We start from the raw sequence: 20,781 nt of genomic DNA on the forward strand, positions 1-20,781 counted from the left end.
CTCTCAGGCCGGTTATCCGTCGTCGCCATGGTAGGCCTTTACCCCACCATCTAGCTGATGGAACGCAACCCCATCTCCAAGCGAAATTCTTTAATCACGGAACACGATCCGGGATCACATTCAGAATTAGCGTCTCTTTCGAGACGTTATGCTGAACTTGGAGGTAGGTCAGTTACGCGTTACTCACCCGTGCGCCACTAGAAGAGCAAGCTCTTCCCGTTCGACTTGCATGTCTTAAGCACGCCGCCAGCGTTCACCCTGAGCCAGGATCAAACTCTCCATATAATGGTTTCAAACACGTTTTGCGAGCAAAACGAAGTTGATAAGTTTGCCTTTGCTAGTTCTCGCAATGGCTTGAGTCCGTAGACTCGTTTTGCATCCGAGGATGCGTATTTGCTTTGAGCGGCTAAGGCTCTCAGCTATTTTACAAGTCTGGAGTCTTTTCGGGGGAAAAGACCGCTTGTATTGCCCTGTCAGGCAACCCTGCTCTCTCACTCATCTCGCTTGTCATGCTTCCCGCCTCACTCGGAGGCTCAGAAACAATACAGCCCAACTGCGTATCTGTCAACCCTGAGCTGAGGCACTTTTCCAGCGGTGCGGGACAGTAGCACCGGAAACGTCTCGTTGCACCCTCTTCGGGCCCACTCCATAAAGGGTCGGATGTGCTTAGATTCGCCCGTCGAAGGGGGTTTACTTCGCTCGCTTGTCCCCTCTATATCCCCTATGAAGAGGAAAGTCGAGAAAGCCAATTCAACTCGTTGGAATCCAGCCGTTGAGCGGCTGAGCGCCAAGAGCGGCCAACATTTCCTTTTGAGCTTTGGCTTTGCCACTACACTGAGCTTCATGCCTGCCCCAGTCCCCTCCTTCGCCGCTATGGAAGCGTTTTTGCGCGACACCTTGGGCAGCGGAGTGGCACTTTTGCACGAGGACACGCCTGCGCTGGCCAACACCGTGAGGGCCAACGAGCTGGGATGGTCGGCGGCCTTGCAACGGGGCTTCGGCTTTGGTGAGGTATTTAGCCACCAAGCCGAAACGTACCGCCGCCTCAAAACCGGAGAGCACGTCATCGTGACCACGCCGACGGCCAGCGGCAAGACGGGAGCCTTTTTTCCAGCGGTGTTCGAAGCGCTCGAAGAGGATCGGCAGGCCACCGCGCTGTTCGTTTATCCGCTGGTGGCGCTGGGGCAAGATCAGCGTGAGAAGCTGCTGGCCTTCAAGCAGCGCGGCGGCTACGACTGGGACGTGGCTTCGTTTCAGGGCAGCGCCCAACCGGATCAGGTATTTTTACCAAATGTCAGGATGGTGACGGCCACGCCCGACAAGCTGCATTGGAGCCTAACCCATCCACGGATGCGGGCCTTTTTGAGCAAGCTCAGGTTCGTGGTACTCGACGAGGCCCACAGCTATAGAGGCGGCTTTGGCAGCGAGGTGGCGGGGATGCTCCGGCGGCTGCTGGACTTGTCGCGGGCGCTGGGTGGGCAGCCGCAGGTGGTGCTGAGTACCGCCACCATTGGCAATCCAGCACAGTTTGCCCGCGAACTCAGCGGCGTGGACGTGACCGAGGTGCGCGAATCCGGCGCGGCGCGGCACGGCAAGCGCTACTACCTGGCCGACCACAAAGGGCAGCCGCGCCGCTTCTGGGACGCGGTGATGTCGGCGGCCAGCAGCCGCGACCTCAAGGTGCTGTCGTTTTTTCGGGGACGCAGCCGAGCGGCGCGTCTCTATAGCACTTACCGGGCGCATCCCGTCTACCAGCAGCAAGCCCACCTGTATATGGCCGGAACCAGTGACCGCGAGGGCCGCCTCAGCGACTTCCGGCGGGCCAGCAGCGGGGTGATGTTTGCCACCAACGCGCTGGAAGCTGGCGTGGACATTGGCGACCTCGAAATCGTGATCGTGGACGGCTATCCCGGCTCGCGGATGGCCTTTCGGCAGATGTCGGGCCGGGCCGGGCGAATCGCGCCGGGGATCGTGCTGTATATGCCCTCGCTGGATGACCGGGGCGTGCCGCTGGCAGTGGACGCCTTTTACAGCAACCAAGGCAACTTCAATGAGCTGCTGACCGGGCAGATCGAGAAAGCGGTGGTGGAAGCCGCCAACCCCTACCTCGCGCCGCGCCACAAGGAACGTGAACAGGAAGAACTGTACTTGGCCGGACTCAACTTCGAGCGCCAGCCAGGTGCACCGACCAAATATTGGAACCTGCGCGGCGAGGGCAGCGCCAAGTTCGTGGTGATTGAAGAGGACGAGTGGAACAAACACGGTGAACGGGCTCTCCTTACTCCGCTGGAAAGCCCCAGCCACCACTACGCGCTGATCGAGAAGCATCAGGAAGCGGTGTTCAGCCTCGACGGGCAAGGCTACAAGGTCAAGAGCTGGCTGCCGACTTCGGAAGCCACTGCCATTCTGGTCGAGAAGTACGACAACCAGCGCACCTTTACGCGGGGGCTGCACTCCACTCTGGTGACACCGCGTGAAATGGGCGCGTGGCAAAAACGCGGAGCGCTGGCCTACCGCTTCGGCACCGTCACCATTCAGCGCCAGTACGGCGGCTACCTGATGATGCGTGAGGTGTTCGAGCGGGCGTGCAGCAGCTGTGACCGCGAGCCGGGGCTGGCCGAGCGTACCTGCCGCCACTGCGGGGGGCGCATTCAGGACAAGATGCAGGCCAACAAGCTCAGCGAACACCTCTACGACACGCCGGTTCAGACCACGCCCTTTCAGACGGCGGCGATCGAGTTAGGTTTGGACGCCCGCGCCACCGAGCAGCCTACTGCCGTGGCGCACACGCTCAAGCACCTGTTGCAAAAGCTGATTCCCGAACGGGTGGCCTGCGACGAGGGCGACCTAGCTGGAGTGTTCCGGGAGGGCCGCGACAACTATTTCTTTTTGTACGACGATTGGCGGGGCGGCCTAGGCGTGGCGCGGCGGGCCTACGAGCAACTCGACGACCTGCTCAAACGGGCGCTGGAACTGTGCCGCAAACCGTGCTGTCAGAAGGGCTGCTTTGAGTGCATCGCGGTCAGCCGCTGCTTCTCACCGTTTCTGGCCAGCGGGGAGCGCCGCCCCACAGACAAGGCCGCCACCCGCGCTTACCTCGAAGCCTTGCTGGGCGTGCCGCCGCAGGCTGCCGACACCTTCGAGCCGGAATTGGTGCCGCTGGTTGCCGTGACTGAGAGTCTACCTTCAGGCCCGATCTCTTGGGCGGCTCAGGCCCGCGAACTGCTCGACTTGCAGGGCCTGTCACTGCCGGAAGTTAGCGCCCGCCTCGGCATTCCCAGCCGCGAGATTCAGAAGGTGGTGGCCAAAACCAAACCGTTGCGGCTGAGGCACGCCAAATTCGGCGACGGGGTATTCACTCAGGGCTTTCACCAGGGCGACAAGCGTGAAGTGTTGGTGTACTTTCCGGGCGTGGGGCAAAAACGCCTGATCCTGAAATACGCGGGGCTGACGGTGCTGGAAGAAGTGGCGGGCTAAGAGGTCCGCTCAGCACGGGTTAGCGGCAATCCAAGAAAGCGCGGCTCCCGAAGGAACCGCGCTCTTACTTTGAACGTCAGGCTTATTCTTCGCTGACAGGTTTGCCGGAGCCGTCGCCCTCGGCTTCTTCCTTGGCCATCGCTTCGCTGGCTTCGGACTTGACGTCCTCCAGGGTGGCCTCGCCTTCCAGAACAGCTTCGGCGGCGGCTTCGCTGAGTTCGCCGGACGCGACCATACCCGCAACCTGCGCGGCCTGGGTTTCGGCTTCGGCTTCCTCGGCGCTGAGGCGCGGCGGCAAGACGCTGATGATCATGATGCTTTCGTCGACGGCCAGCTTGACGCCTTCAGGCAACTTGAGGTCGCCTGCGGTGATGTGATCGCCGATGTTAAGCTTGCTGACATCCACCACGATTTCTTGGGGAATGCGGCGCGGGCCGGGGGCGATGATGCTGAGGCTGTGGGTGACGATATCCACCAAGCCGCCCATGACTTCACCCTGGCTCTTGCCTTTGATGTGAACCGGCACGCTGGCTTCAATCGGCTGGCCGTACGTGACCATGAAAAAGTCGACGTGCTGCGCGACGCGCTTGCGCTTATCCATCTGCACGGCTTTGACCAATGCGGGGAAGGTTTCGCCGCCTTCGATGGTGATGTCGAACAAGCCCGCCGTGCCCTGAGCGCGGAAAGCCCGGTCAAAGGCTTTGAGGTCAATGGTGAACGAGACATTGTGCTCTTTGTTGTAAGCGACGGCGGGGATCATACCCTCCGGCAGCTTTTCCTGGGTGGTTCTGGGGGTAGCTTTCAGTTCCATAGTGTATTTCTCCCTCTGGGACGGGTTTGCCGCTCGCGTTTTGGCACCTGCGCTTGGTGAGTTGGGTTCAAGCTGGCAGGGCGGGGCGGCAACCGTGCAACTTTAGCAGTGTAGCAAAGAGGGGGCGGGTTCTGGAAGGGGTAAACAGGGAGCAGCGTGAACAGCCCTGAGTGTGCCCAGCTCCACCAAGCTCCGGCTTACCAGGACCTGAGCTTTTCCCTCTCCCCTGTTCCCACTGTCTCTAGCATTTGCATCAGTTGCACGAACGCCTGAGCCGTCACCTGCACGTCCCCGAAGCTGCGGTGGCGGCCTCCCGGGGCAAATTCTAGATTGAGGCGCTGGGCCAAGACGCCCAGGTTGTGTGCCCGCTCACGGGGGAAGGCGCGGCGTGAGAGCTGCACCGTACACAGCTCGTGGGTGGGGGTCCAACTCAGGCCGTGCCGACGGGCCGCCACCCGCATGAAGCCGCCGTCAAAGGAAATGTTGTGGGCCACCACTGCCGCGCCGCCCACGAAAGCCAGAAAGTCAGGCAGCACCGCGCCCAGCAGCGGCGATTGAGCCACCATCTGGTCGCTGATGCCGTGAACGCGCTGGGCCTGCCAGGGAATCGGCATAGCCGAGCCGTCGGCCCGCTGCGGGCGAATGAGCGACTCGAAACGCTCACTTTCCCGAACTTGGCCGTCTCTGATTTTGAGTGCGCCGATTTCTACGATGGCGTCTTTTTCGGGACTCAGGCCCGTGGTTTCGAGGTCAAAGACCACATATTCGTTTAACACCCCTGTATTTAACACCACCGCGCCCGCTCTCTATTGTCACCGACTGCCTGAATTCAATCACCTCAACCTGCCGCCGGGTGCTCCACTTTGGAGGCGGTGCTGAACAGCAAAGCCGCGCCGATCACTAGCGCCGCACCGAGGAGAGCCGGAGGGCTGAGGCGCTCGGCAAACAGCAGGGCGGCCAGCACAGACGCCACCACCGGCTCCAAGCTGGCAATCACGCTGGCGCGGGTGGGATTGAGCCGCCGGAGGCCCAGGCTGTAAGCGGTGTAAGCGGCGAAGGTGCACAGCAGGGCGATGCAGCCCAGATTGAGCCAAGCGGCGGACGTTTTGGCAGCAAAAGGCACGAACGGCAGCAGGCCCAGCGCCCCCACGGGCAGCGCCACCGCGTAGAGCGCCTGCGGATCGTAACGCTCAAAAAAGACCCGCCCATAGAGGTAATACAAGCTGTAGGTCAGGCCCGCCGTGAGGCCCCAGCCCAGCGAGAGCGCCGACACCTGCACGCCCGAGCCGCCCCCCAGCGAAATCAGCGCCACGCCGCCCAGCGTGAGAGCCACCGCGCCGAGTTCACGCGGCCCGAGGCGCTCTTTCCAGAACAGCCAACCGGACAGCGCCACGAACGCCGGAGCGGTGTAGAGCAATACTGATGCCAGACTCGCCCCGCCTGCCCGCACCGCCAGTTGGTAGCTGCCGTAAAAGATACTGACGCCTGCCAAGCCGAACAGCACCGTCAGAAGCAGATCGCGCCCACGCGGCAAGCGGGAGCGGCGCAGCCCGGCGCTGAGGGCAAAGCAGCCCCCGCCCAGCAGCGCCCGCCAAAACGCCACTTCCAGCGGGCCGAGGCCCTGGGCCTGCGCGAACTTGCCGAAAATACCCAGTAGACCCCACAGAAAAGCCGCCAGCAGCACCCAGCCCGCGCCGTTTTGAGCATTCTTGAAACTTAGCTTGCCAAGCCTCAAGCGCCGCGCCGCCACGCCAGTACGCTCAGCACAGCCGCCGCCAGGAGTCCGGCAATGGCCAGCCCCAGCAAAATCACGGAGCGGGTGTCACGGATTTGACCGACAGCGGGCAAAACACCAGTCGCGTAGACCTGTTTTTGATCGCCGCTGAGCAGCACGTCCACTGGAACGGGCGTGCCTTCTCGGGCGCTCCGAAGACCGCTGGCCGAAGTGTCGCCGCCGGGCCGCAAAAGCCCGTCGGGACTGAAAGGGCTATAAACGCTGCTGGTCACCCAGTAGCTGTATTCGCCTGCATTAAGGTCAGTGTCCAAGATCAGCTCGGTGCCTTGCAGCGTGACTCGCGGCGCGTCGGGAGCCAGAACGGGGCGAAGAGGTTGGCCAGCGGCTTGGTCGGCCTGCGGCGGAGCGCTGAAATGCTGAACTTGAAAACCGTCGAGGCGGTAATGCTCCTGCCAACCCGACGACCCCGCCACCCGCAGGCCCAGGCCCGTCAAGTCACTGATACCACCCGGAGCCGTTTTGACAAAAATGTCCAGCACCGCGCCGGAATAGCCCGCTGGCGCGTTCCAGGGATTGCCGATGGCCCCGAACGACACGCTCAGGCGCAATTTTCCGCTGACGTTTTCGGCCTTAAACAAGCGCAGATCGAGTGCCGAAGCGCTGATGGCCGGGCGGGTGGGCAATTGGTAACTGCCGTCGCCGCTGGCGTCCCCTGCCGGATCGGGCACACTCAGCAGCAAGGCCGGCGGCGGAGCAACGGCCGCAGCGGGGAGAGGCAGGAGGAGGGCGGCAAGCAGCGAAAACACGCCGGTCAGTATAGCGGCGCGAGCTGAGGCGGCGGCTAGCCAGCAGATGAGCGGGCGGCAGCGACCTTGGTGACCTTAGCGACCCTGATCGGTTGACTCTGATATGCTGACAACAGAATGAACGCCGCCGATCCCACCCAGCAACACTTGACTCCCCAAGCTCAGCATCTGCGGGTGTCGGGCAGCGTCAACAAAGTCCGTTACCGCGCCGACAGCGGCTTTACCGTGCTGTCGGCGACCCTCAAAAACGAGGAAGGCGAGGACGACGACGCCACCGTGGTGGGCTTGATGCCGCCGTTGGACGTGGGCGACAGCTTCACCGCCGAAGTCAGCATGGAAGAGCACCGCGAGTACGGCTATCAGTACAAGGTGCTGAATATGGTGCTGGAAGCCGCGCCCAGCGACCTCACCGAAGAAGGCGTGGCGGCCTACCTGGAAGCCCGCGTGGGCGGCGTCGGCAAAGTGCTGGCGGGGCGCATCGCCTCGCACTTTGGTTCCGCCACCTTCGAAGTGCTCTCGGAGACGCCGGAAAAAATGCTGCAAGTGCCGGGCATCACTCAGGCGACCCTCTTCAAGATGACCCAGAGCTGGAGCGTTCAGGGCGGCGAGCGGCGCTCTCTGGCGGCGTTGCAAGGGCTGGGCCTGAGCATCTCGCAGGCGCAGCGGGCCACCAAGCACTTTGGCGATGCAGCTGCCGAGCGCCTCAGCGCCGACATCTACGCCCTGACCGAAGTGGAGGGCATCGGCTTTTTGACCGCTGACAAGCTAGCGCAGGAGCAGGGCATCACGAGTGACGACCCGCGCCGCCTGACCGCCGCCGCCGTCTACGCCATTCAGCAAGCCGCTCAGCAGGGTGGGCACAGCTTTTTGCCGCGCACCCGGGCTGAAAAAGGTGTCGGCCACTACGCCCGCGTCTCACCGGAGCAGGCGATGCTGGCACTCGACAACGCCATCGAGCTGGGCCGTCTCAAAGACGACGAGGGCCGGATTTATTTGCCGCCCGTGCTGCGGGCCGAGCGGCGGCTGGCAGGCGTGATCCGCACCCTGATCGCCACGCCGCCCACCGGTGAGTGGAATGTGCCCAAAGGGGCTGACAAGGGACTCTCGGCGGAGCAGGCCACCGTGCTGCACCTCTTAGAAGACAACCGGCTGGTGGTGCTGACCGGCGGCCCCGGCACTGGCAAAAGCACCACCACGCGGGCGGTGGCCGACCTCGCCGAATCGCTTGACCTGGAAGTGGGATTGTGCGCTCCCACCGGCAAAGCGGCGCGGCGGCTGGGCGAGGTCACAGGACGCAGTGCCAGCACCATTCACCGCTTGCTCGGCTATGGGCCGGAGGGCTTCCGGCACAACCACCTCGAACCTGCGCCCTACGACCTGATTATCGTGGACGAGGTGAGCATGTGCGGCGACGCTTTGATGCTGAGCCTCCTCAACGCCGCAGCGCCGGGAGCGCGGGTGCTGCTGGTGGGCGACACTGACCAGCTCCCGCCAGTGGACGCCGGATTGCCGCTGCACGCCATCACCCAAGTCGCGCCCACCATTCGGCTTTCGCAGGTCTACCGGCAGGCCGCCAAAAACCCGATTATTCAGGCGGCGCACGGTCTACTCAGTGGCAAAGCGCCGGAGTGGGGGCCAGCCGAGCTGCACCATGTCGCCACCGACGCCGACGTGGGAGCGCGGCGGGTGGCGCTGCTGGTGCGCGAACTTGGCGGCCCCGGCAAAGTACAGGTGCTGACCCCCATGCGAAAGGGGCCGCTGGGAGTGGAGACGCTCAACCACCATTTGCAGGGCATCTTTAACCCTGGAGTGGGCGGCGTCCGGATTGCCGACGGCGAAGCGCGGGCGGGTGACATCGTGGTGCAGACCAAAAACGATTACCAGAATGAAGTCTTTAACGGCACGCTGGGCACCGTCTTGCGCGAAGACCGGGGGAAGTTACAGGTGGACTTTGACGGCAACGTGGTGGAACTCGCCGGGGCCGAACTGTTCAATTTGCAACTCGGCTACGCGCTGACCGTCCACCGCGCTCAGGGCAGCGAGTGGGACACGGTGCTGGGCGTGCTGCACGAAGCCCACATGCCGATGCTCTCGCGCAACCTCGCCTACACCGCCCTGACGCGGGCCAAAGAAAGATTTGTCAGCGTGGGGTCGCAGAGCGCCTGGGTGAGGGCGGCGAGCAAGCAAAAAGATGAGCGGTATACAGCGCTGCTGGAGCGGATTCGGGGGTAAAGTCGCTCCAGCACAGGACGAACTTCATTTTCTGGGGGGAGAGACAAATCACCTGTTTGTTTTTCGGTCCACCCTCCCGAGTGAATTGACCTGTCTTCACAATGAGAAGCCTGTAAGATGGCACACGTATACTGAGGCCAATGCCTCGCCGCTCTTTCTTCTTTTGTGTGGGCCAACGGCTCTGCCGGACACGGCAAGGGAGGCGGACTTGAAATCTACCCTCGTCAAGTCTGCGGCCCCGAATCGGCACCGCTCCTCCGGGCCGCACCGTCCCAAGCCCGGTGTGGAGGCGCAGACGGTGGTGCTGCTGGCCCAGTCTTCCGAGGATGTCTTCCGGCGCTGCGTCAGTCTGGCGCTGCAAATCACGCGGGCCACCACCTCGATGGTGCTGCTGTACCGGCCCGGGCTGGACGTGCTGGAAGTGGTCGCCGCCAGCGGCCATCTGGCCGAGGAGGCCACTGGACGGCAGCTGAGGCGCGGCGAGGCGCTGGGCTGGCGGGTCTTTGACTCGGGCGAAGTGCAGAGCGTTGAGCGGGCGCAGGACATAGCCGAGGCGTATTTCGTCTCTGGGCGTGCTCAGCCGGGCATGTACCTGGGAGTGCCGCTGCTCGACCCAGAAGGTCAGGTGCTGGGCGTGCTGTCTGCCGATACCACCGACAGCCCTGAGCGGCTGGACGCGGCAGACGCTCAGGCGCTGCTGCTGCTGGGACAGGCGGCTGGAGTGGCCTACAGCCGCTGGCTGGCGCTCGAACACGCTCAGGTCACCGCGCGGCAATTCGAGCGCCTCGCCACCCTGACGCCGGAGCTCGACCGCCTGACCCGGCCTGAAGAGATTGCCCGGCTGGCCTTGCAAGCGCTTATCGAGGTGAGTGGGTTTACTTCCGGAGCGGTGTTCGGCATCGATTCCCAGGGGCAAGCCACCTTGACGGTGCTGGAGGGCGAAGAGTATGAAGGCCCACCCAGCGCTGCCCAGTTACGTGAGCCGCATCCACCGGCGGGCTTGGTGGCGGAGGTGTTGCGAACCGGCAGCCCGCAGTTGGTGCCCGATTACATGAGCTGGAGCGGCGCACGTGTACACAGCATTTACACCGCCGCCGCCGCGCCGCTGCGTTCACGCGGACAGGTCGTGGGCGTGATCGGCCTGATGCATACCCGTCACCGTCACGAAGCCCCCGGCGAAATCATGACCCTGCTCGGCATGGTCGCGGCCCGCATCGATCAAGCGCTGGAACGCGCCTCCGGACTCGAATATCTGCATCAGACGCGCGAAGCGGCTTTGCGGGCGCTGGGACGGGTACTCGAAGGCCGCGACGGCGACACCTTCGGCCACACCGACCGCGTCACCACACTGGCGCTGCAACTGGGCGAAGCGCTGGGACGGTCGCCGGAAGACTTGCAGCATCTGCGCTGGGGCGCGTACCTGCACGACATCGGCAAGGTGGCGGTGGGCGACGACGTCCTGCGTAAGCCCGGTGAATTGACGGCGGCGGAGCGGCGGCTGATGCAGCGCCATGTGGTGGTCGGAGACGACATGCTCCGTGACGAGGTGTTTGTGCCGCGTGCGGTCAGGGAGGTGGTGCGCCATCACCATGAACGCTGGGACGGCTCAGGGTATCCGGACCGGCTGGCAGGCGAGGCAATTCCGCTGCTGGCCCGCATCTTCAGCGTGGTGGATGTTTACGACGCGCTGGTCAGCGAGCGGCCCTATAAACGGGCCTGGCCCCAGTCGGAAGCGCTGGCCGAGCTTGAGCGCTGCGCGGGCAGCCAGTTTGATCCGCAGATCGTGGAGGTCTTCGTGAATTTGGAGAAAGCGTGTTCGGTGTTGCTGTGATGCGGAGTCGCTACGGCGCTGCGGGGCGGCGGGCGTGAGCGGCAGCATGTCGGCCCGCTTAATGGCCTTGTCCCGGCGCACAGCCCTGCAAGAGGTGGAGAAGAAGCTCACCCAGTCGGAGATCAGTGATGCCGAGCGTACTCTGCTTCACCGCGACGCCGTTTACATTGCTATCGATCTGGGAGAAGCCGCCTGCGCTATGACGCACGCTCTCAGTGCGCTGGAGCTGGCTCGCGCTTGCCAAGACGGGCCCTTGCAGGTCAAGGCGCATGTAGCCCTGGCGCTGGTGCAGGCCGAATCCTACGACGACTTGGGAGCGAGCGTGCAATTTGCGCTGGCGGATGAGCTGGCCCGCGAACATCACGATGACCGTGGAGTGGCATTGGTCGCCGTGAATACCTCGCACTACGAACTTGAGCGCCGCAACTACGCCGAGGCGGTGCTGGTGCTGATCCGGCTGCTGCGCTCCGAGCACGTCCGGGGACTAGCGCTGCCCGAGTCGGTCGGTCTGCTCAACACCTTCCACATCAACTTTGTGGTGGGAGCCGCCGAGGCGCTGCTGAGCAATCAGCTTCCGCTGGCCGAGCAACCAGAGGCGGCGGAGCAACTACGGCTCTCGGCGGCGTTCCTGCGCGGCATGGAGCGTGAGGGCAATGACGTATCTTCACTGGAAACCACCGCCGTTCTGGACGCCCTGACCCGCTACGCGCTGTGGCAGGGCGACCTGACGGCGGCTCAGCAACTCGCTGACGAACATGTGCGCCTGACCGGGCAGGCCGACGTGCCGGTGCTCTATGGCCGTGCCCTGCTGGACCGCAGCCGGGTGCGCGGGCAGATCGGCGATTTGGAGGCGGCCATTGGTGACGCTCAGCAGGCCATTGAGCACTTCAAGGCGGCGGCCAACGGCTTGTGGGAGACACGCGCCCGCGAAACACTGGCCGAGGCTTACGCCCACGCCGGACGCTTTGAGCAGGCGTTCGAGACGCAGCGGGCAGTGACGCGCGGGGTGGAGCGACTGTTTCGCGATTACCACCAGCAGCGTGCCCTGGTCGGTCAGATCGCGCAGCAGGCCCGTGAAGCTAAGGTCCATGCTCAGGCGATGGCGCAGGCGGCCCTGAGCGATCCCTTGACCGGCATTCCCAACCGCACTCAGGCGATGCAGGTAATGGCACGACTGCGTGACCGGACGGCGAGCGGCGGCCCGGTCAGCGCCATCGCGCTGATGGACCTCGACCACTTCAAGCGTGTCAATGACCTGTACGGGCACATCACCGGAGACGCCGTGCTGATCGAGGTCACCCGCCTGCTGACGGCGGAGTTGCGCAGTGATGACATGCTGGCCCGGTTGGGCGGCGAGGAGTTTGTCGTGATCCTAACGGGAGCGCCGCTCGATGAGGCCGTGCGCCTCTGCGAGCATCTGCGCGACACCCTACACCGCGCCAACTGGGAACACATCGCGCCAGGACTGAATATGACCGGCAGTTTCGGAATCACCGTGCTGAGCGGCGAGCTTGATCTGACGGCCACGTTGCAAGCCGCAGACCATGCCCTTTACGCGGCCAAGGCGCTTGGGCGCAACGCTGTGCAGGTGGCCCCTCAACTGCAATGCGTATGAGATGAAGTGTGAAGCGCTCGCTGCCAGACTGATGAAGGGAGCGGCTAAAGACTAAGTAAAACGACGTCTAGCTTTGGATAAATCGGGCGGAGCAGGCAGGCCTGATAGGTGCCGCTTCGCCCAAGAGGTGCTCCCGTGAAAGAGTGGCATCCTCAAAGAGAGGAATGGCCTCTAACGGTAGCCTGATTGTACTCAGGGGGCAAGCTGCGCCCGCAGACTGTCCACATCTGCCCACGAGCTGCCCGGCGAGGCCGCACCGTTGCCCACTGTGCCGCCGACGCTGATACCGCCAAAACCCAGCGAGCCAGTGATATTGATGGCCAGCGTGTTCCAACCTGCTGAGGCGTTGACGTTGACCTGCACGGTGGTCGGGTAGCCGGTGGCCACCGCGCAGTTGAGTTGGCCTTGCAGGGTAGTGGTCTTGTCGGCGTAGATGTAAGCGCGACCTGTCAGGGTGCGGGTGGTCAGTGTTTTGGACACCGCAGCATCGGCAAACTCTTTTCCCGCTGTCAGGGTGGCAAAGGCGTACCCTTGAGCACTAGGATCGCCAAGCGTCAGCGCCCCCGTGCAGCCCAGATCGGCCAACAAGCCCGCTGACAGCGAGGTTTTAGAGTCGGTGAGCTGATCAGAGGTGGGCAGGGTCAGAGTGAAATTGCCCCCCACGTCTACTGAAGTCGAGGCCAGGGTCTTGCCGCTACTGCGGAGAAGAACGATGGTGTTGCTCGCACCGACCAACCGCCCACTTAACACAGGCGTCACTTCGGCGGGCGTGGGCGCAGGTGCGGGGGTGGAGCTGTTGCAAGCGCTGAGCAGCGCGGCGGAGCAGCCCGCCAAAATCAGTAAACGAAGCGAAGTCATGGCTCAAGTTACCGCTTCAAGTCGGCGCGAACCTGATGACGGCCTGATGGCAAGCGGGGCGCTCCGAGCTCAAGCAACCGCCTTCACAGACTCCAGAGGGAAGCGCCGCCTTGGCCGTCTCTCCACATCAGACCAGCTAAACTGGATGTCAGCAACTCAGCCACAACCCACCTCGGAGGTTTCAGCATGATTCTTTCACACGGCACTTTGACGTTTCCGGCGGCCCACCTCGATACCGCCCGCAGCATGATGCGCGACCTCGCCGCTCAGACCCGCACCGAACCGGGCTGTTTGCTTTATCAGGTTTCGGAGAATCTCGAAACGCCCGGCGGATTTATTATCAGCGAGCAGTGGGAGAGCATGGACGCCATGCAAGTTCACCTGAATCAGCCGGAAGTCGGTGAGTTGGTGGAGAAGGTCAAGGGAATGGGCGTCAACGATCTGAGCATCACCGCCTGGTCAGCGGGTGAAGCGACAAAAATCATGTAGGGAACGGCTGACGCACAAACCCGCCCTCAGCGGCAACCGGCATGGCACAATAAAAGCCGATGTGCTGCTGAGCGGCTTCTGTATAGCTGACCTTTGCGTGAGATTGTTCGCCTCAACTCCGCTTCGTTTCATCCGCTCTCCTGCCCAGAGGTCACTATGATGCCAGTGCCTACTCACCCTTCGCCTGCCAATACCCCGCTGCCGCCTCACACCGCCCGCCCCGAAGAATTCACTTATGATCTGCTGGTGATCGGCTCTGGCCCCGGCGGGCAGCGGGCAGCGATTCAGGCAGCTAAACTCGGCAAAAAAGTGGCGGTGGTCGAGCGTAAGGCGGTCATCGGCGGGGTGTGCATCAACACCGGCACCATCCCTTCCAAGACCTTCCGCGAGGCGATCATGCACCTGAGCGGCTACAACGAGCGCGGTCTGTACGGCTCCGCCTACGCGGTCAAAGACGACATCACCGTGCAGGATCTGCTGCTTAGAACCAGTAGCGTGATGTCACACGAGCTGGACGTGGTTCGCAATCAACTGCACCGCAACCGGGTGGAGAGCATCAACGCCGAAGCTTCATTCATGGGCCCGAATACCGTGCGGCTGCGCGACGTGCGCGGCCACGGCGACGGCTGGCGCGACGTGACCGCCCACACCATCGTCGTGGCGGTGGGCACCAAAGCGGCCCGCGACCCCAAAATTCCCTTCGACGGCCAGAGCATCATCATCAGCGACGACATTTTGGATTTGCAGAACTTGCCGCGCACCGTCACGGTCATCGGCGGCGGCGTCATCGGCTGCGAGTACGCCAGCATGTTCGCTGCGCTGGGGGTGCGCGTCACGCTGATCGACAAGCGCCCGCGCCTGCTGGAGTTCGTGGATCATGAGATCACCGACGTGCTGGCGTACCAGATGCGCCAGAACCGCATGACCCTGCGGCTGGGCGAAGCGGTGAAAGTGGTGGAGAAGGTTCAGGACCGCCTCGGCGAGCGGGTCAAGGTGACGCTGGCGAGCGGCAAGGAAATTCTGAGCGACATGGTGCTGTACGCGATTGGCCGGGTGGGGGCCACCGAGCGCCTCAACCTGGAAGCGGCGGGCCTCAGCGCCGACGAGCGGGGCCGCATCAGCGTCAACGGGCACTATCAGACCAGCGTCAGTCACATTTACGCGGTGGGCGACGTGATCGGTTTTCCGAGTCTGGCCAGCATCAGCATGGAGCAGGGGCGCTTGGCGACCTGCCACGCCTTCGGCATCCCGACTCAGAGCGTGCCGGAATTGTTTCCCTACGGCATTTACACCATTCCTGAAATCAGCACCGTGGGCAAAAATGAAGAGGAGCTGACCTCGGCGGGCGTGCCTTACGAGATCGGCAAGGCCCAGTACCGCGAAATTGCGCGGGGCCAGATCATCGGCGACGAACAGGGCACCCTCAAGCTGATCTTCCACCTAGAGACACGGGAACTGCTGGGCGTGCATATCATCGGCACCGGAGCCAGCGAGCTGATTCATATCGGGCAGGCGGTGATGGCGTTTGGCGGCACGGTGGATTACTTCGTCAACACGGTGTTCAACTACCCCACGCTGGCCGAGTGCTACAAGACCGCCGCCTTTGACGGCATCAACCGCCTGGGCAGTGCGCCCTTGCTGGAGCCGAAACTGGAACCGGCCAAGGAAGTGGGGGAAGTGATCTAGGCTTCTGGCCAGATAAACCCCTCGCTCCACGCCTCGCCTCGCCGCAGAAACGGCACCTTCGTCCCCAGCACCCGGCTCCCTCCTTTGACCGCCGCCCGCACGATCAGGCGGGGGTCGAGGTTGGCATGAATGCGCCGCGCTGCTAGGGTTTCGTCAAAGATATTCAACGTTTCGCCGCTCGCCACGCTATCGGTGCCAAGTGCCACGTCCACACCTGCCGCCACGAAAGCCGTCCAGCGGAAGGTGCCGCACTCCAGATTGGCATTGCTGCGCGGACAGGTGACGACGTTGGCTCCAGCCTGCGCCACCGTGCGGATGTCCTCATCGGTGACGTTGACCATGTGAATCAGGGTGGGTTTGGCGTCCAGCACGCCCAAGTCAGCTAGGTAAGAGACGGGCGTCAGGTCTGAACTGGGAGCGCGGCCCAGCACTTCCGGCAATGTCAGGCTAGGTGAGGTAAATGAAATCATGCGGGCAAAGCTCTCGGCCAGTGGGCCAGTACCACTTTGAAACAGCTCCACTTCACTTGGATGCTCGGCCACGTGGATTTGCAGCGGCAAGCCCTCGCGCCGGGCAAAGTTGGCCAGGAGGCGATGCAATTTGTGCGAAACAGTGTGGGTGGCGTGCGGCGACAGGCCCAGCCGCATCCCGCCGGGGCGTTCCAGTTTGCGGAAACGCTGCACATCTTGCACCACCTGAGCGAAGGTGGCCTCGGCGGTGGCCGGATCGGGGTCAAGCACTTCCCAGTAGGCCACTCCGCCGAGTTCAGCCTCGCTCAGCAGGTAGTCCATGACTTCCGGGGTGCCGGGCCAGACTATGTCGCCCAGAGCCGCCGCACCGCTTTGCTGGACTTGGGCCAGACCTTTTTTGGCTCCGGCTAGACCGCGTGAGAGCCGCCCAGCGATCACCACTTCAGGAATCCACTGGAAATACGGCAGCGCCTGAAAAGCGTAATCCGACATGTCGAGGTGCGCGTGGGCATTGACAGGCGGCGGGGCAATCACGCCCACTGTGCGGCGCAGCTCGGCCTGCGGGTACTGGCGGCGCAGGGTGTCCAGATCGCCCGCCGCCGCAATGGTCTGGCCGCCCATGACCACCGCGCCGTCCCGAATGGGAAGACCCATGCCGGTGTAGAGAATGTCGGCGTGAATCAGTTCCAACTCGCTCATACGGGTTCCGGCGTGTTGACCATCGCGGCAGCAGTACGGGTCAGTGCGGCAAAGAGTTCGGCGGCAGCGTCGGGCGCGAGGTCGGGAGTTTCGTGTATAGCCGTATTCATGCAGGCCAGCCACGCTCGCGCCCGCGTCGGGGTGATTTCAAACGGCAAATGCCGCGCCCTCAAGCGGGGAGGCCCGAACTCCTGATGGTAAAGCGGCGGCCCACCCAAAAAGCCGCTCAGGAAGGCTTCCTGCTTGCGGGCGGTAAGGCTCAGGTCGGTGGGAAAAATGGGAATCAGGTCGGGGTGTTGGGCGACGTGGCCGTAAAAGCAGGTCACCAGATCGTGAAGCACCTCAGGGCCGATACGCTTGTACAGCGTGTCTTCGGGCGAGGCGGCCAGTTGTAGGGGAGCGGTCATACTCTGAGGGTAGCGCAGGGAGCCGGGGCCGTTTGGGAGTGCTCCAACCAACAGAGCCTCAACTGCTGGCACTGGTGTAACTGCCCAGCGCACGCAGCCAGAACACCCGGCACAGCACCAGCAACACTAGCGCCACCAACGGACTGAACAGCGCCGCCTGCCCCAACTCGCCGCGCAGAGCCTGAGCTGGAATGGTCGTAATGAAGGCCACTGGGATCACAAAAGTCAGCACCGGGCGAATCCACAGCGGCAGAGCTTGCAGCGGATAGCGGCCCGCGCTGAAGACGCCCTGAAACAGCTCGGTGACATTTTGGACGTTGACCAGCCAGAAGGCCGAGGTGTTGAGAATAAACCAGATCGCGTAGACCATCGCCACGGCACTGAGATAGAGCACGGCGGCCAGCAGCGCCCCGCCGAGCGTGACCGTGCCCAGCGCCGCCGCCGACCAGATGATCAGGCCAAAACCCAGCAGCATGTCGGGCAGCCGCAGCAAATTGAGATTGCGGGCCGAGAGCTGAAACTGCGCGTCCACCGGCTTAAGCAGTAAAAAGTCCAGCGTGCCGGTGCGGATGCCTTCGGAGAGCTGGGTGAGGTTGGGCCGCAGCCAGACGCTGATCAGGCCCTCAGTGAGTGTGAAGAAACCCACTACCATCAGCGCTGCCTCCAGATTCCAGCCGCCAAGCTCCTTGATTTCGGGACGGCTGTAAAACAGGTACACGCCCAGCAGGCCGGTGGCGAGGTTGGCAAAGCTGCTCAGCAGGGCCGCGAAGAAGTTGGCGCGGTAAGCCAGTTGCACGCTGAGACTGGCAGAAAGGTAGATTCGCAGGAGGCGGAAGAATCTCATTTCATACCCTTGAGGAGAGGAACTTCACCATGTTCACCACGCCTCACGCTCCCACTGCTCCGTATTTCCGCACGCCGCGCCGCCACAGCACCGCCTGCAGGACCGCAAACGCCAGTGTCCAGCCCAGCAAAATCAGCCAGCCGCGCAGAGCGTCGCCCAGATCGGCCTTGCCCGTCAGGAGGTTGCAGGGCAAGCTCAGCATGTAGGGAAACGGCGTGGCGTAGGCGATCATCTGCACCGCCGCCGGATACAAACTGATCGGAGCCAGCAGCCCGCCCAGCGCGGCGTAGAGCACCCAGACGAGTTCCTGAAAGTTCTCGGCGGCCTCGAACCAGAAGGCCAGCAGGCCGATGGAATATTCCAGCAAGAATCGCAGAGTGAAGGCCAGCGGCACCAGCATCAGGTACGCCAGCCAGCGCGAAACGTCAGTGGTGTAGTGCGCCCCGGTCAGCAGGGCGAAGATGACCAGCAGCACGAACATCAGCGGCAGACGGACGATGCGCTCGGCCCAGTGACCGACGTAGTGCATCCAGAACGGATCAATCGGGCGCAGCAACTTGGGGGATAAGGTGCCCTGCCGCACGTCGAAACTGAGTTCCCAGGCCACCCACACCACCAGAATCTGCGCCGTGCCCCAGGTGGCGATGAAGTAGGAGGCAAAATCCTGGGCCGTGTAGCCGCCGATTTCACCGTTGGGTGACGAAGCCGCCTGCTGCATCCAGATCAGACCCATAATCAGGCTGAGTGTGCCCGACAGCATCCAGATCACGATTTCAGCGCGGTAGACGGTCATGTGGGCAAACTGCACCGCCATCAGCACTTTGAACTTTCGCCAGATATGGTGCGCGGAAGAAGAGTTCACGCCAGTTCCCTGACGGGTTCGGCTTTCTTCTCGCTTCTGAACAGTTGTCCGATTACCTGCTCAATCGGCGGGTCTTCCACGGTCAGGTCGGCCACCTCGAAATGGGTCAGCAGGGCGGCGGCGCGGGCGCTGACTTCGCTTCGGGGCACGGTCAATTCAGCGTCCAGACCGTCTAAGCGCACCACCTCACCGTAGCGGGCCAGCTCCTCGGCGGTGGCGGGCCTACTGAGTTGCAGACGCACGGTTTTGCGGGCGTCGGGGCCGGTGGTCAGGCCCGCCAGATCGCCGTCAAAGACCAGTTCGCCGCCGTCGATCACCAGAATCCTGCGGCATAGCGCCGTCACGTCGGCCATGTAGTGACTGGTCAGCATCACGGTGGCGTTGAAGCGGGCATTGTACTCGCGCACGAACTCACGGATACGCTCCTGCATGTTCACGTCCAAGCCGATGGTGGGTTCGTCTAGAAACAGGACTTTAGGGCGGTGGAGCAGCGCGGCAGCCAGCTCGCACTTCATCCGCTCGCCCAGGCTCAGTTTGCGAACCTGCTTGCTGAGAATGCCCGACAAATCCAGCACCTCGTCAAACTCGCGCATGGTGGCTTTGTAATCGCTGTCAGAGATCTCGTAGATCGCTTGATTGACCAGGAAGCTGTCCTGAGCGGGCAAATCCCAGATGAGTTGCTGCTTTTGTCCCATCACCAGCGTGATCTGTTTAAGAAAGGCTACCTCGCGCTTTTGCGGCGTGTGGCCCTGCACGCTGGCCGCGCCGCCGGACGGGTGCAGCAGGCCCGAGAGCATCTTGAGTGTGGTGGTTTTGCCCGCACCGTTGGGGCCGAGAAAACCCACCATCTCGCCGCCGGTCAGCTCGAAGCTGACTCCCCTGACCGCTTCCACCGTGCGCGTTTTGGGCCGCACGAAGGCCCGCAAGCTGCCCAGAAAGCCCGCTTCCTTTTCGGTGACGGTGTAGGCTTTGCGGAGTTGATCGGCCCGCACCGTTATGTTTGGGTCGGAACGATTAGACATCATGGTGCGTTACAGCTTAGCGGGTCGGGGAAGGGATGGCAGTAAGCATGATGGCTCAGCCGGGCAACGGTAACAAAGTGGCCGCCAGCTTGCGCCACTGATCCAAAGCTCACTCACCCAGCAAAAACGCCGCCGTTGCCTTATACAGCGTCTCAGTGCTTTCCAAGCTCTCGAAGGTGTGGGTGCCGTTAGGGATAGCAATGCAGTCGCAGCCGAGCGCCTCGGCGTAGCGCACACCGTACTCCGGCGGACAGGTTTTATCGGCGTCCCCGTGAAAGACGCGGGCCTGCCCACCAAATTGCCCGGCGGCTTTGAGCGGATTCAGGCGCGGCATTTCCAAAAAGAACTCGCGGCCAATCGGCCAGCCGCCCTGATCCATGATGGCGGGCGGCACAAACCCGCCGGGCAACATTTTGAGCCACAGCTCGGGCAAGGCCGGTGCCCACAGCGCCAGCCGGTGCGGACGCACTTGAGGCGCAGTGAGAGCCGCCACCAGCCCGCCCATCGAAAAGCCCAGCAGCATCACCCGCTCGGGGTCAATTTCGGGCAGGTCTTTGAAATATTCAACCATCGCCACGGCGTCTTCCACTTCTCGGCTGACCGTCATTTCCGAAAAGTCGCCCTCGGATTCGCCGCTGCCCCGAAAGTCAAAGCGCAGCGAGGCGATTCCGCGCTCGGCCAGGTAGCGCGAAAGCAGCGGCAGCAGACGGTGATCGCCGCCCCGGTTGCCGGTAAAGCCGTGCAAAATGACCACGCCAGCAAAGCCGTGCTGGGGCCTAGGGGTGCCGGTCAGATCGGGTTCGGGCAAGTGAACCATGCCGTAGATTTTTTGTCCGCCGACTTTGAAGGACGCGAAGGTTTCCATAGCCAGAATTCTAAGCAAGAAAGCGGCACCGGAAGCGGGACAGATCAGCCGGGCGGCCCGTTCACGCCGCCA

The 20,781-nt window shown here is 63.0% G+C and carries 17 protein-coding genes and 1 rRNA gene; 6 read left to right on the forward strand and 12 right to left on the reverse strand.

Annotation, left to right across the window (positions count from 1 at the left end):
• Positions 1-285 (reverse strand): 16S ribosomal RNA (locus FNU79_RS05605); the annotation flags it as partial.
• Positions 286-843: 558 nt separating this feature from the next.
• On the opposite strand from FNU79_RS05605, the gene FNU79_RS05610 reads away from it, so the two are divergent.
• Positions 844-3,477 (forward strand): DEAD/DEAH box helicase, encoded by a 2,634-nt coding sequence (locus tag FNU79_RS05610; protein WP_143719921.1) that lies wholly within the window; start codon positions 844-846, stop codon positions 3,475-3,477.
• An 82-nt stretch (positions 3,478-3,559) separates the two neighbouring features.
• Here FNU79_RS05610 and FNU79_RS05615 read toward each other — a convergent pair whose 3' ends face one another.
• The 4 genes from FNU79_RS05615 to FNU79_RS05630 all read right to left on the reverse strand — a co-directional run bounded on the left by FNU79_RS05615 (position 3,560) and on the right by FNU79_RS05630 (position 6,829).
• The gene (locus FNU79_RS05615) at positions 3,560-4,288 is read right to left on the reverse strand and encodes a 50S ribosomal protein L25/general stress protein Ctc (RefSeq protein WP_143719922.1); all 729 of its coding nucleotides are present in this window, start codon (positions 4,286-4,288) and stop codon (positions 3,560-3,562) included.
• Positions 4,289-4,485: 197 nt separating this feature from the next.
• Entirely contained in the window at positions 4,486-5,064 is a 579-nt protein-coding gene (locus FNU79_RS05620) for a 3'-5' exonuclease (RefSeq protein ID WP_143719923.1), read from the reverse strand.
• 62 nt (positions 5,065-5,126) lie between these two features.
• A complete protein-coding gene (locus tag FNU79_RS05625) occupies positions 5,127-6,023 on the reverse strand; it encodes a DMT family transporter (RefSeq protein WP_143719924.1) in 897 nt (298 codons plus the stop codon).
• The gene (locus FNU79_RS05630; protein ID WP_225429902.1) at positions 6,020-6,829 is read right to left on the reverse strand and encodes a glucodextranase DOMON-like domain-containing protein; all 810 of its coding nucleotides are present in this window, start codon (positions 6,827-6,829) and stop codon (positions 6,020-6,022) included. Before FNU79_RS05630 ends, FNU79_RS05625 begins: the two co-directional genes overlap by 4 nt.
• Before the next feature lie 117 nt (positions 6,830-6,946).
• On the opposite strand from FNU79_RS05630, the gene recD2 reads away from it, so the two are divergent.
• The 3 genes from recD2 (at position 6,947) to FNU79_RS05645 (ending at position 12,507) form a co-directional block, all read left to right on the forward strand.
• Positions 6,947-9,061 carry an SF1B family DNA helicase RecD2 gene (recD2, locus tag FNU79_RS05635; protein ID WP_143719925.1) on the forward strand — a complete coding sequence of 705 codons (2,115 nt, stop codon included), beginning with the start codon at positions 6,947-6,949 and terminating at the stop codon, positions 9,059-9,061.
• 208 nt (positions 9,062-9,269) lie between these two features.
• On the forward strand, positions 9,270-10,892 hold the full coding sequence (locus FNU79_RS05640) for an HD domain-containing phosphohydrolase (protein WP_185974619.1): 1,623 nt from the start codon (positions 9,270-9,272) through the stop codon (positions 10,890-10,892).
• A 46-nt stretch (positions 10,893-10,938) separates the two neighbouring features.
• On the forward strand, positions 10,939-12,507 hold the full coding sequence (locus FNU79_RS05645) for a GGDEF domain-containing protein (protein ID WP_225429903.1): 1,569 nt from the start codon (positions 10,939-10,941) through the stop codon (positions 12,505-12,507).
• Positions 12,508-12,699: 192 nt separating this feature from the next.
• Here the strand turns inward: FNU79_RS05645 and FNU79_RS05650 are convergent, their stop codons facing one another.
• Positions 12,700-13,365, reverse strand: coding sequence for a hypothetical protein (locus tag FNU79_RS05650; protein WP_143719927.1), 666 nt, complete (start codon positions 13,363-13,365; stop codon positions 12,700-12,702).
• 186 nt (positions 13,366-13,551) lie between these two features.
• Here FNU79_RS05650 and FNU79_RS05655 point away from each other — a divergent pair, with 186 nt between their 5' ends.
• Together FNU79_RS05655 and sthA are read left to right on the forward strand one after the other, a co-directional pair.
• A complete protein-coding gene (locus FNU79_RS05655) occupies positions 13,552-13,854 on the forward strand; it encodes a putative quinol monooxygenase (protein WP_143719928.1) in 303 nt (100 codons plus the stop codon).
• 165 nt (positions 13,855-14,019) lie between these two features.
• Complete coding sequence (gene sthA, locus FNU79_RS05660) at positions 14,020-15,540, forward strand: Si-specific NAD(P)(+) transhydrogenase (protein WP_225429904.1); 1,521 nt, start codon at positions 14,020-14,022, stop codon at positions 15,538-15,540.
• Here the strand turns inward: sthA and FNU79_RS05665 are convergent.
• From FNU79_RS05665 to FNU79_RS05690, 6 genes are all read right to left on the reverse strand, one after another.
• Positions 15,537-16,709 (reverse strand): amidohydrolase family protein, encoded by a 1,173-nt coding sequence (locus tag FNU79_RS05665; protein ID WP_143719929.1) that lies wholly within the window; start codon positions 16,707-16,709, stop codon positions 15,537-15,539. The genes sthA and FNU79_RS05665 overlap by 4 nt on opposite strands.
• Positions 16,706-17,116 (reverse strand): globin domain-containing protein, encoded by a 411-nt coding sequence (locus FNU79_RS05670; RefSeq protein ID WP_143719930.1) that lies wholly within the window; start codon positions 17,114-17,116, stop codon positions 16,706-16,708. Before FNU79_RS05670 ends, FNU79_RS05665 begins: the two co-directional genes overlap by 4 nt.
• 58 nt (positions 17,117-17,174) lie before the next feature.
• Positions 17,175-17,960 (reverse strand): ABC transporter permease, encoded by a 786-nt coding sequence (locus FNU79_RS05675; RefSeq protein ID WP_143719931.1) that lies wholly within the window; start codon positions 17,958-17,960, stop codon positions 17,175-17,177.
• A 43-nt stretch (positions 17,961-18,003) separates the two neighbouring features.
• A complete protein-coding gene (locus FNU79_RS05680) occupies positions 18,004-18,822 on the reverse strand; it encodes an ABC transporter permease (protein ID WP_225429905.1) in 819 nt (272 codons plus the stop codon).
• Positions 18,819-19,847: an ABC transporter ATP-binding protein gene (locus FNU79_RS05685; RefSeq protein ID WP_143719932.1), complete on the reverse strand. Its 1,029-nt coding sequence runs from the start codon at positions 19,845-19,847 to the stop codon at positions 18,819-18,821. The genes FNU79_RS05680 and FNU79_RS05685 overlap by 4 nt, the downstream gene beginning before the upstream one ends.
• Positions 19,848-19,953: 106 nt before the next feature.
• Complete coding sequence (locus FNU79_RS05690) at positions 19,954-20,709, reverse strand: alpha/beta hydrolase family protein (RefSeq protein WP_143719933.1); 756 nt, start codon at positions 20,707-20,709, stop codon at positions 19,954-19,956.
• Between the last annotated feature and the right edge of the window lie 72 nt (positions 20,710-20,781).

It is taken from the genome of Deinococcus detaillensis, assembly GCF_007280555.1.
Classification (GTDB): domain Bacteria; phylum Deinococcota; class Deinococci; order Deinococcales; family Deinococcaceae; genus Deinococcus; species Deinococcus detaillensis.

Coding starts and splice junctions, on each gene's coding strand:
- FNU79_RS05685 (WP_143719932.1), bottom strand. CDS start 19,847: ATGATGTCTAATCGTTCCGACCCAAACATAACGGTGCGGGCCGATCAA.
- FNU79_RS05670 (WP_143719930.1), bottom strand. CDS start 17,116: ATGACCGCTCCCCTACAACTGGCCGCCTCGCCCGAAGACACGCTGTAC.
- FNU79_RS05650 (WP_143719927.1), bottom strand. CDS start 13,365: ATGACTTCGCTTCGTTTACTGATTTTGGCGGGCTGCTCCGCCGCGCTG.
- FNU79_RS05655 (WP_143719928.1), top strand. CDS start 13,552: ATGATTCTTTCACACGGCACTTTGACGTTTCCGGCGGCCCACCTCGAT.
- recD2 (WP_143719925.1), top strand. CDS start 6,947: ATGAACGCCGCCGATCCCACCCAGCAACACTTGACTCCCCAAGCTCAG.
- FNU79_RS05645 (WP_225429903.1), top strand. CDS start 10,939: ATGTCGGCCCGCTTAATGGCCTTGTCCCGGCGCACAGCCCTGCAAGAG.
- FNU79_RS05675 (WP_143719931.1), bottom strand. CDS start 17,960: ATGAGATTCTTCCGCCTCCTGCGAATCTACCTTTCTGCCAGTCTCAGC.
- FNU79_RS05610 (WP_143719921.1), top strand. CDS start 844: ATGCCTGCCCCAGTCCCCTCCTTCGCCGCTATGGAAGCGTTTTTGCGC.
- FNU79_RS05615 (WP_143719922.1), bottom strand. CDS start 4,288: ATGGAACTGAAAGCTACCCCCAGAACCACCCAGGAAAAGCTGCCGGAG.
- FNU79_RS05665 (WP_143719929.1), bottom strand. CDS start 16,709: ATGAGCGAGTTGGAACTGATTCACGCCGACATTCTCTACACCGGCATG.
- FNU79_RS05690 (WP_143719933.1), bottom strand. CDS start 20,709: ATGGAAACCTTCGCGTCCTTCAAAGTCGGCGGACAAAAAATCTACGGC.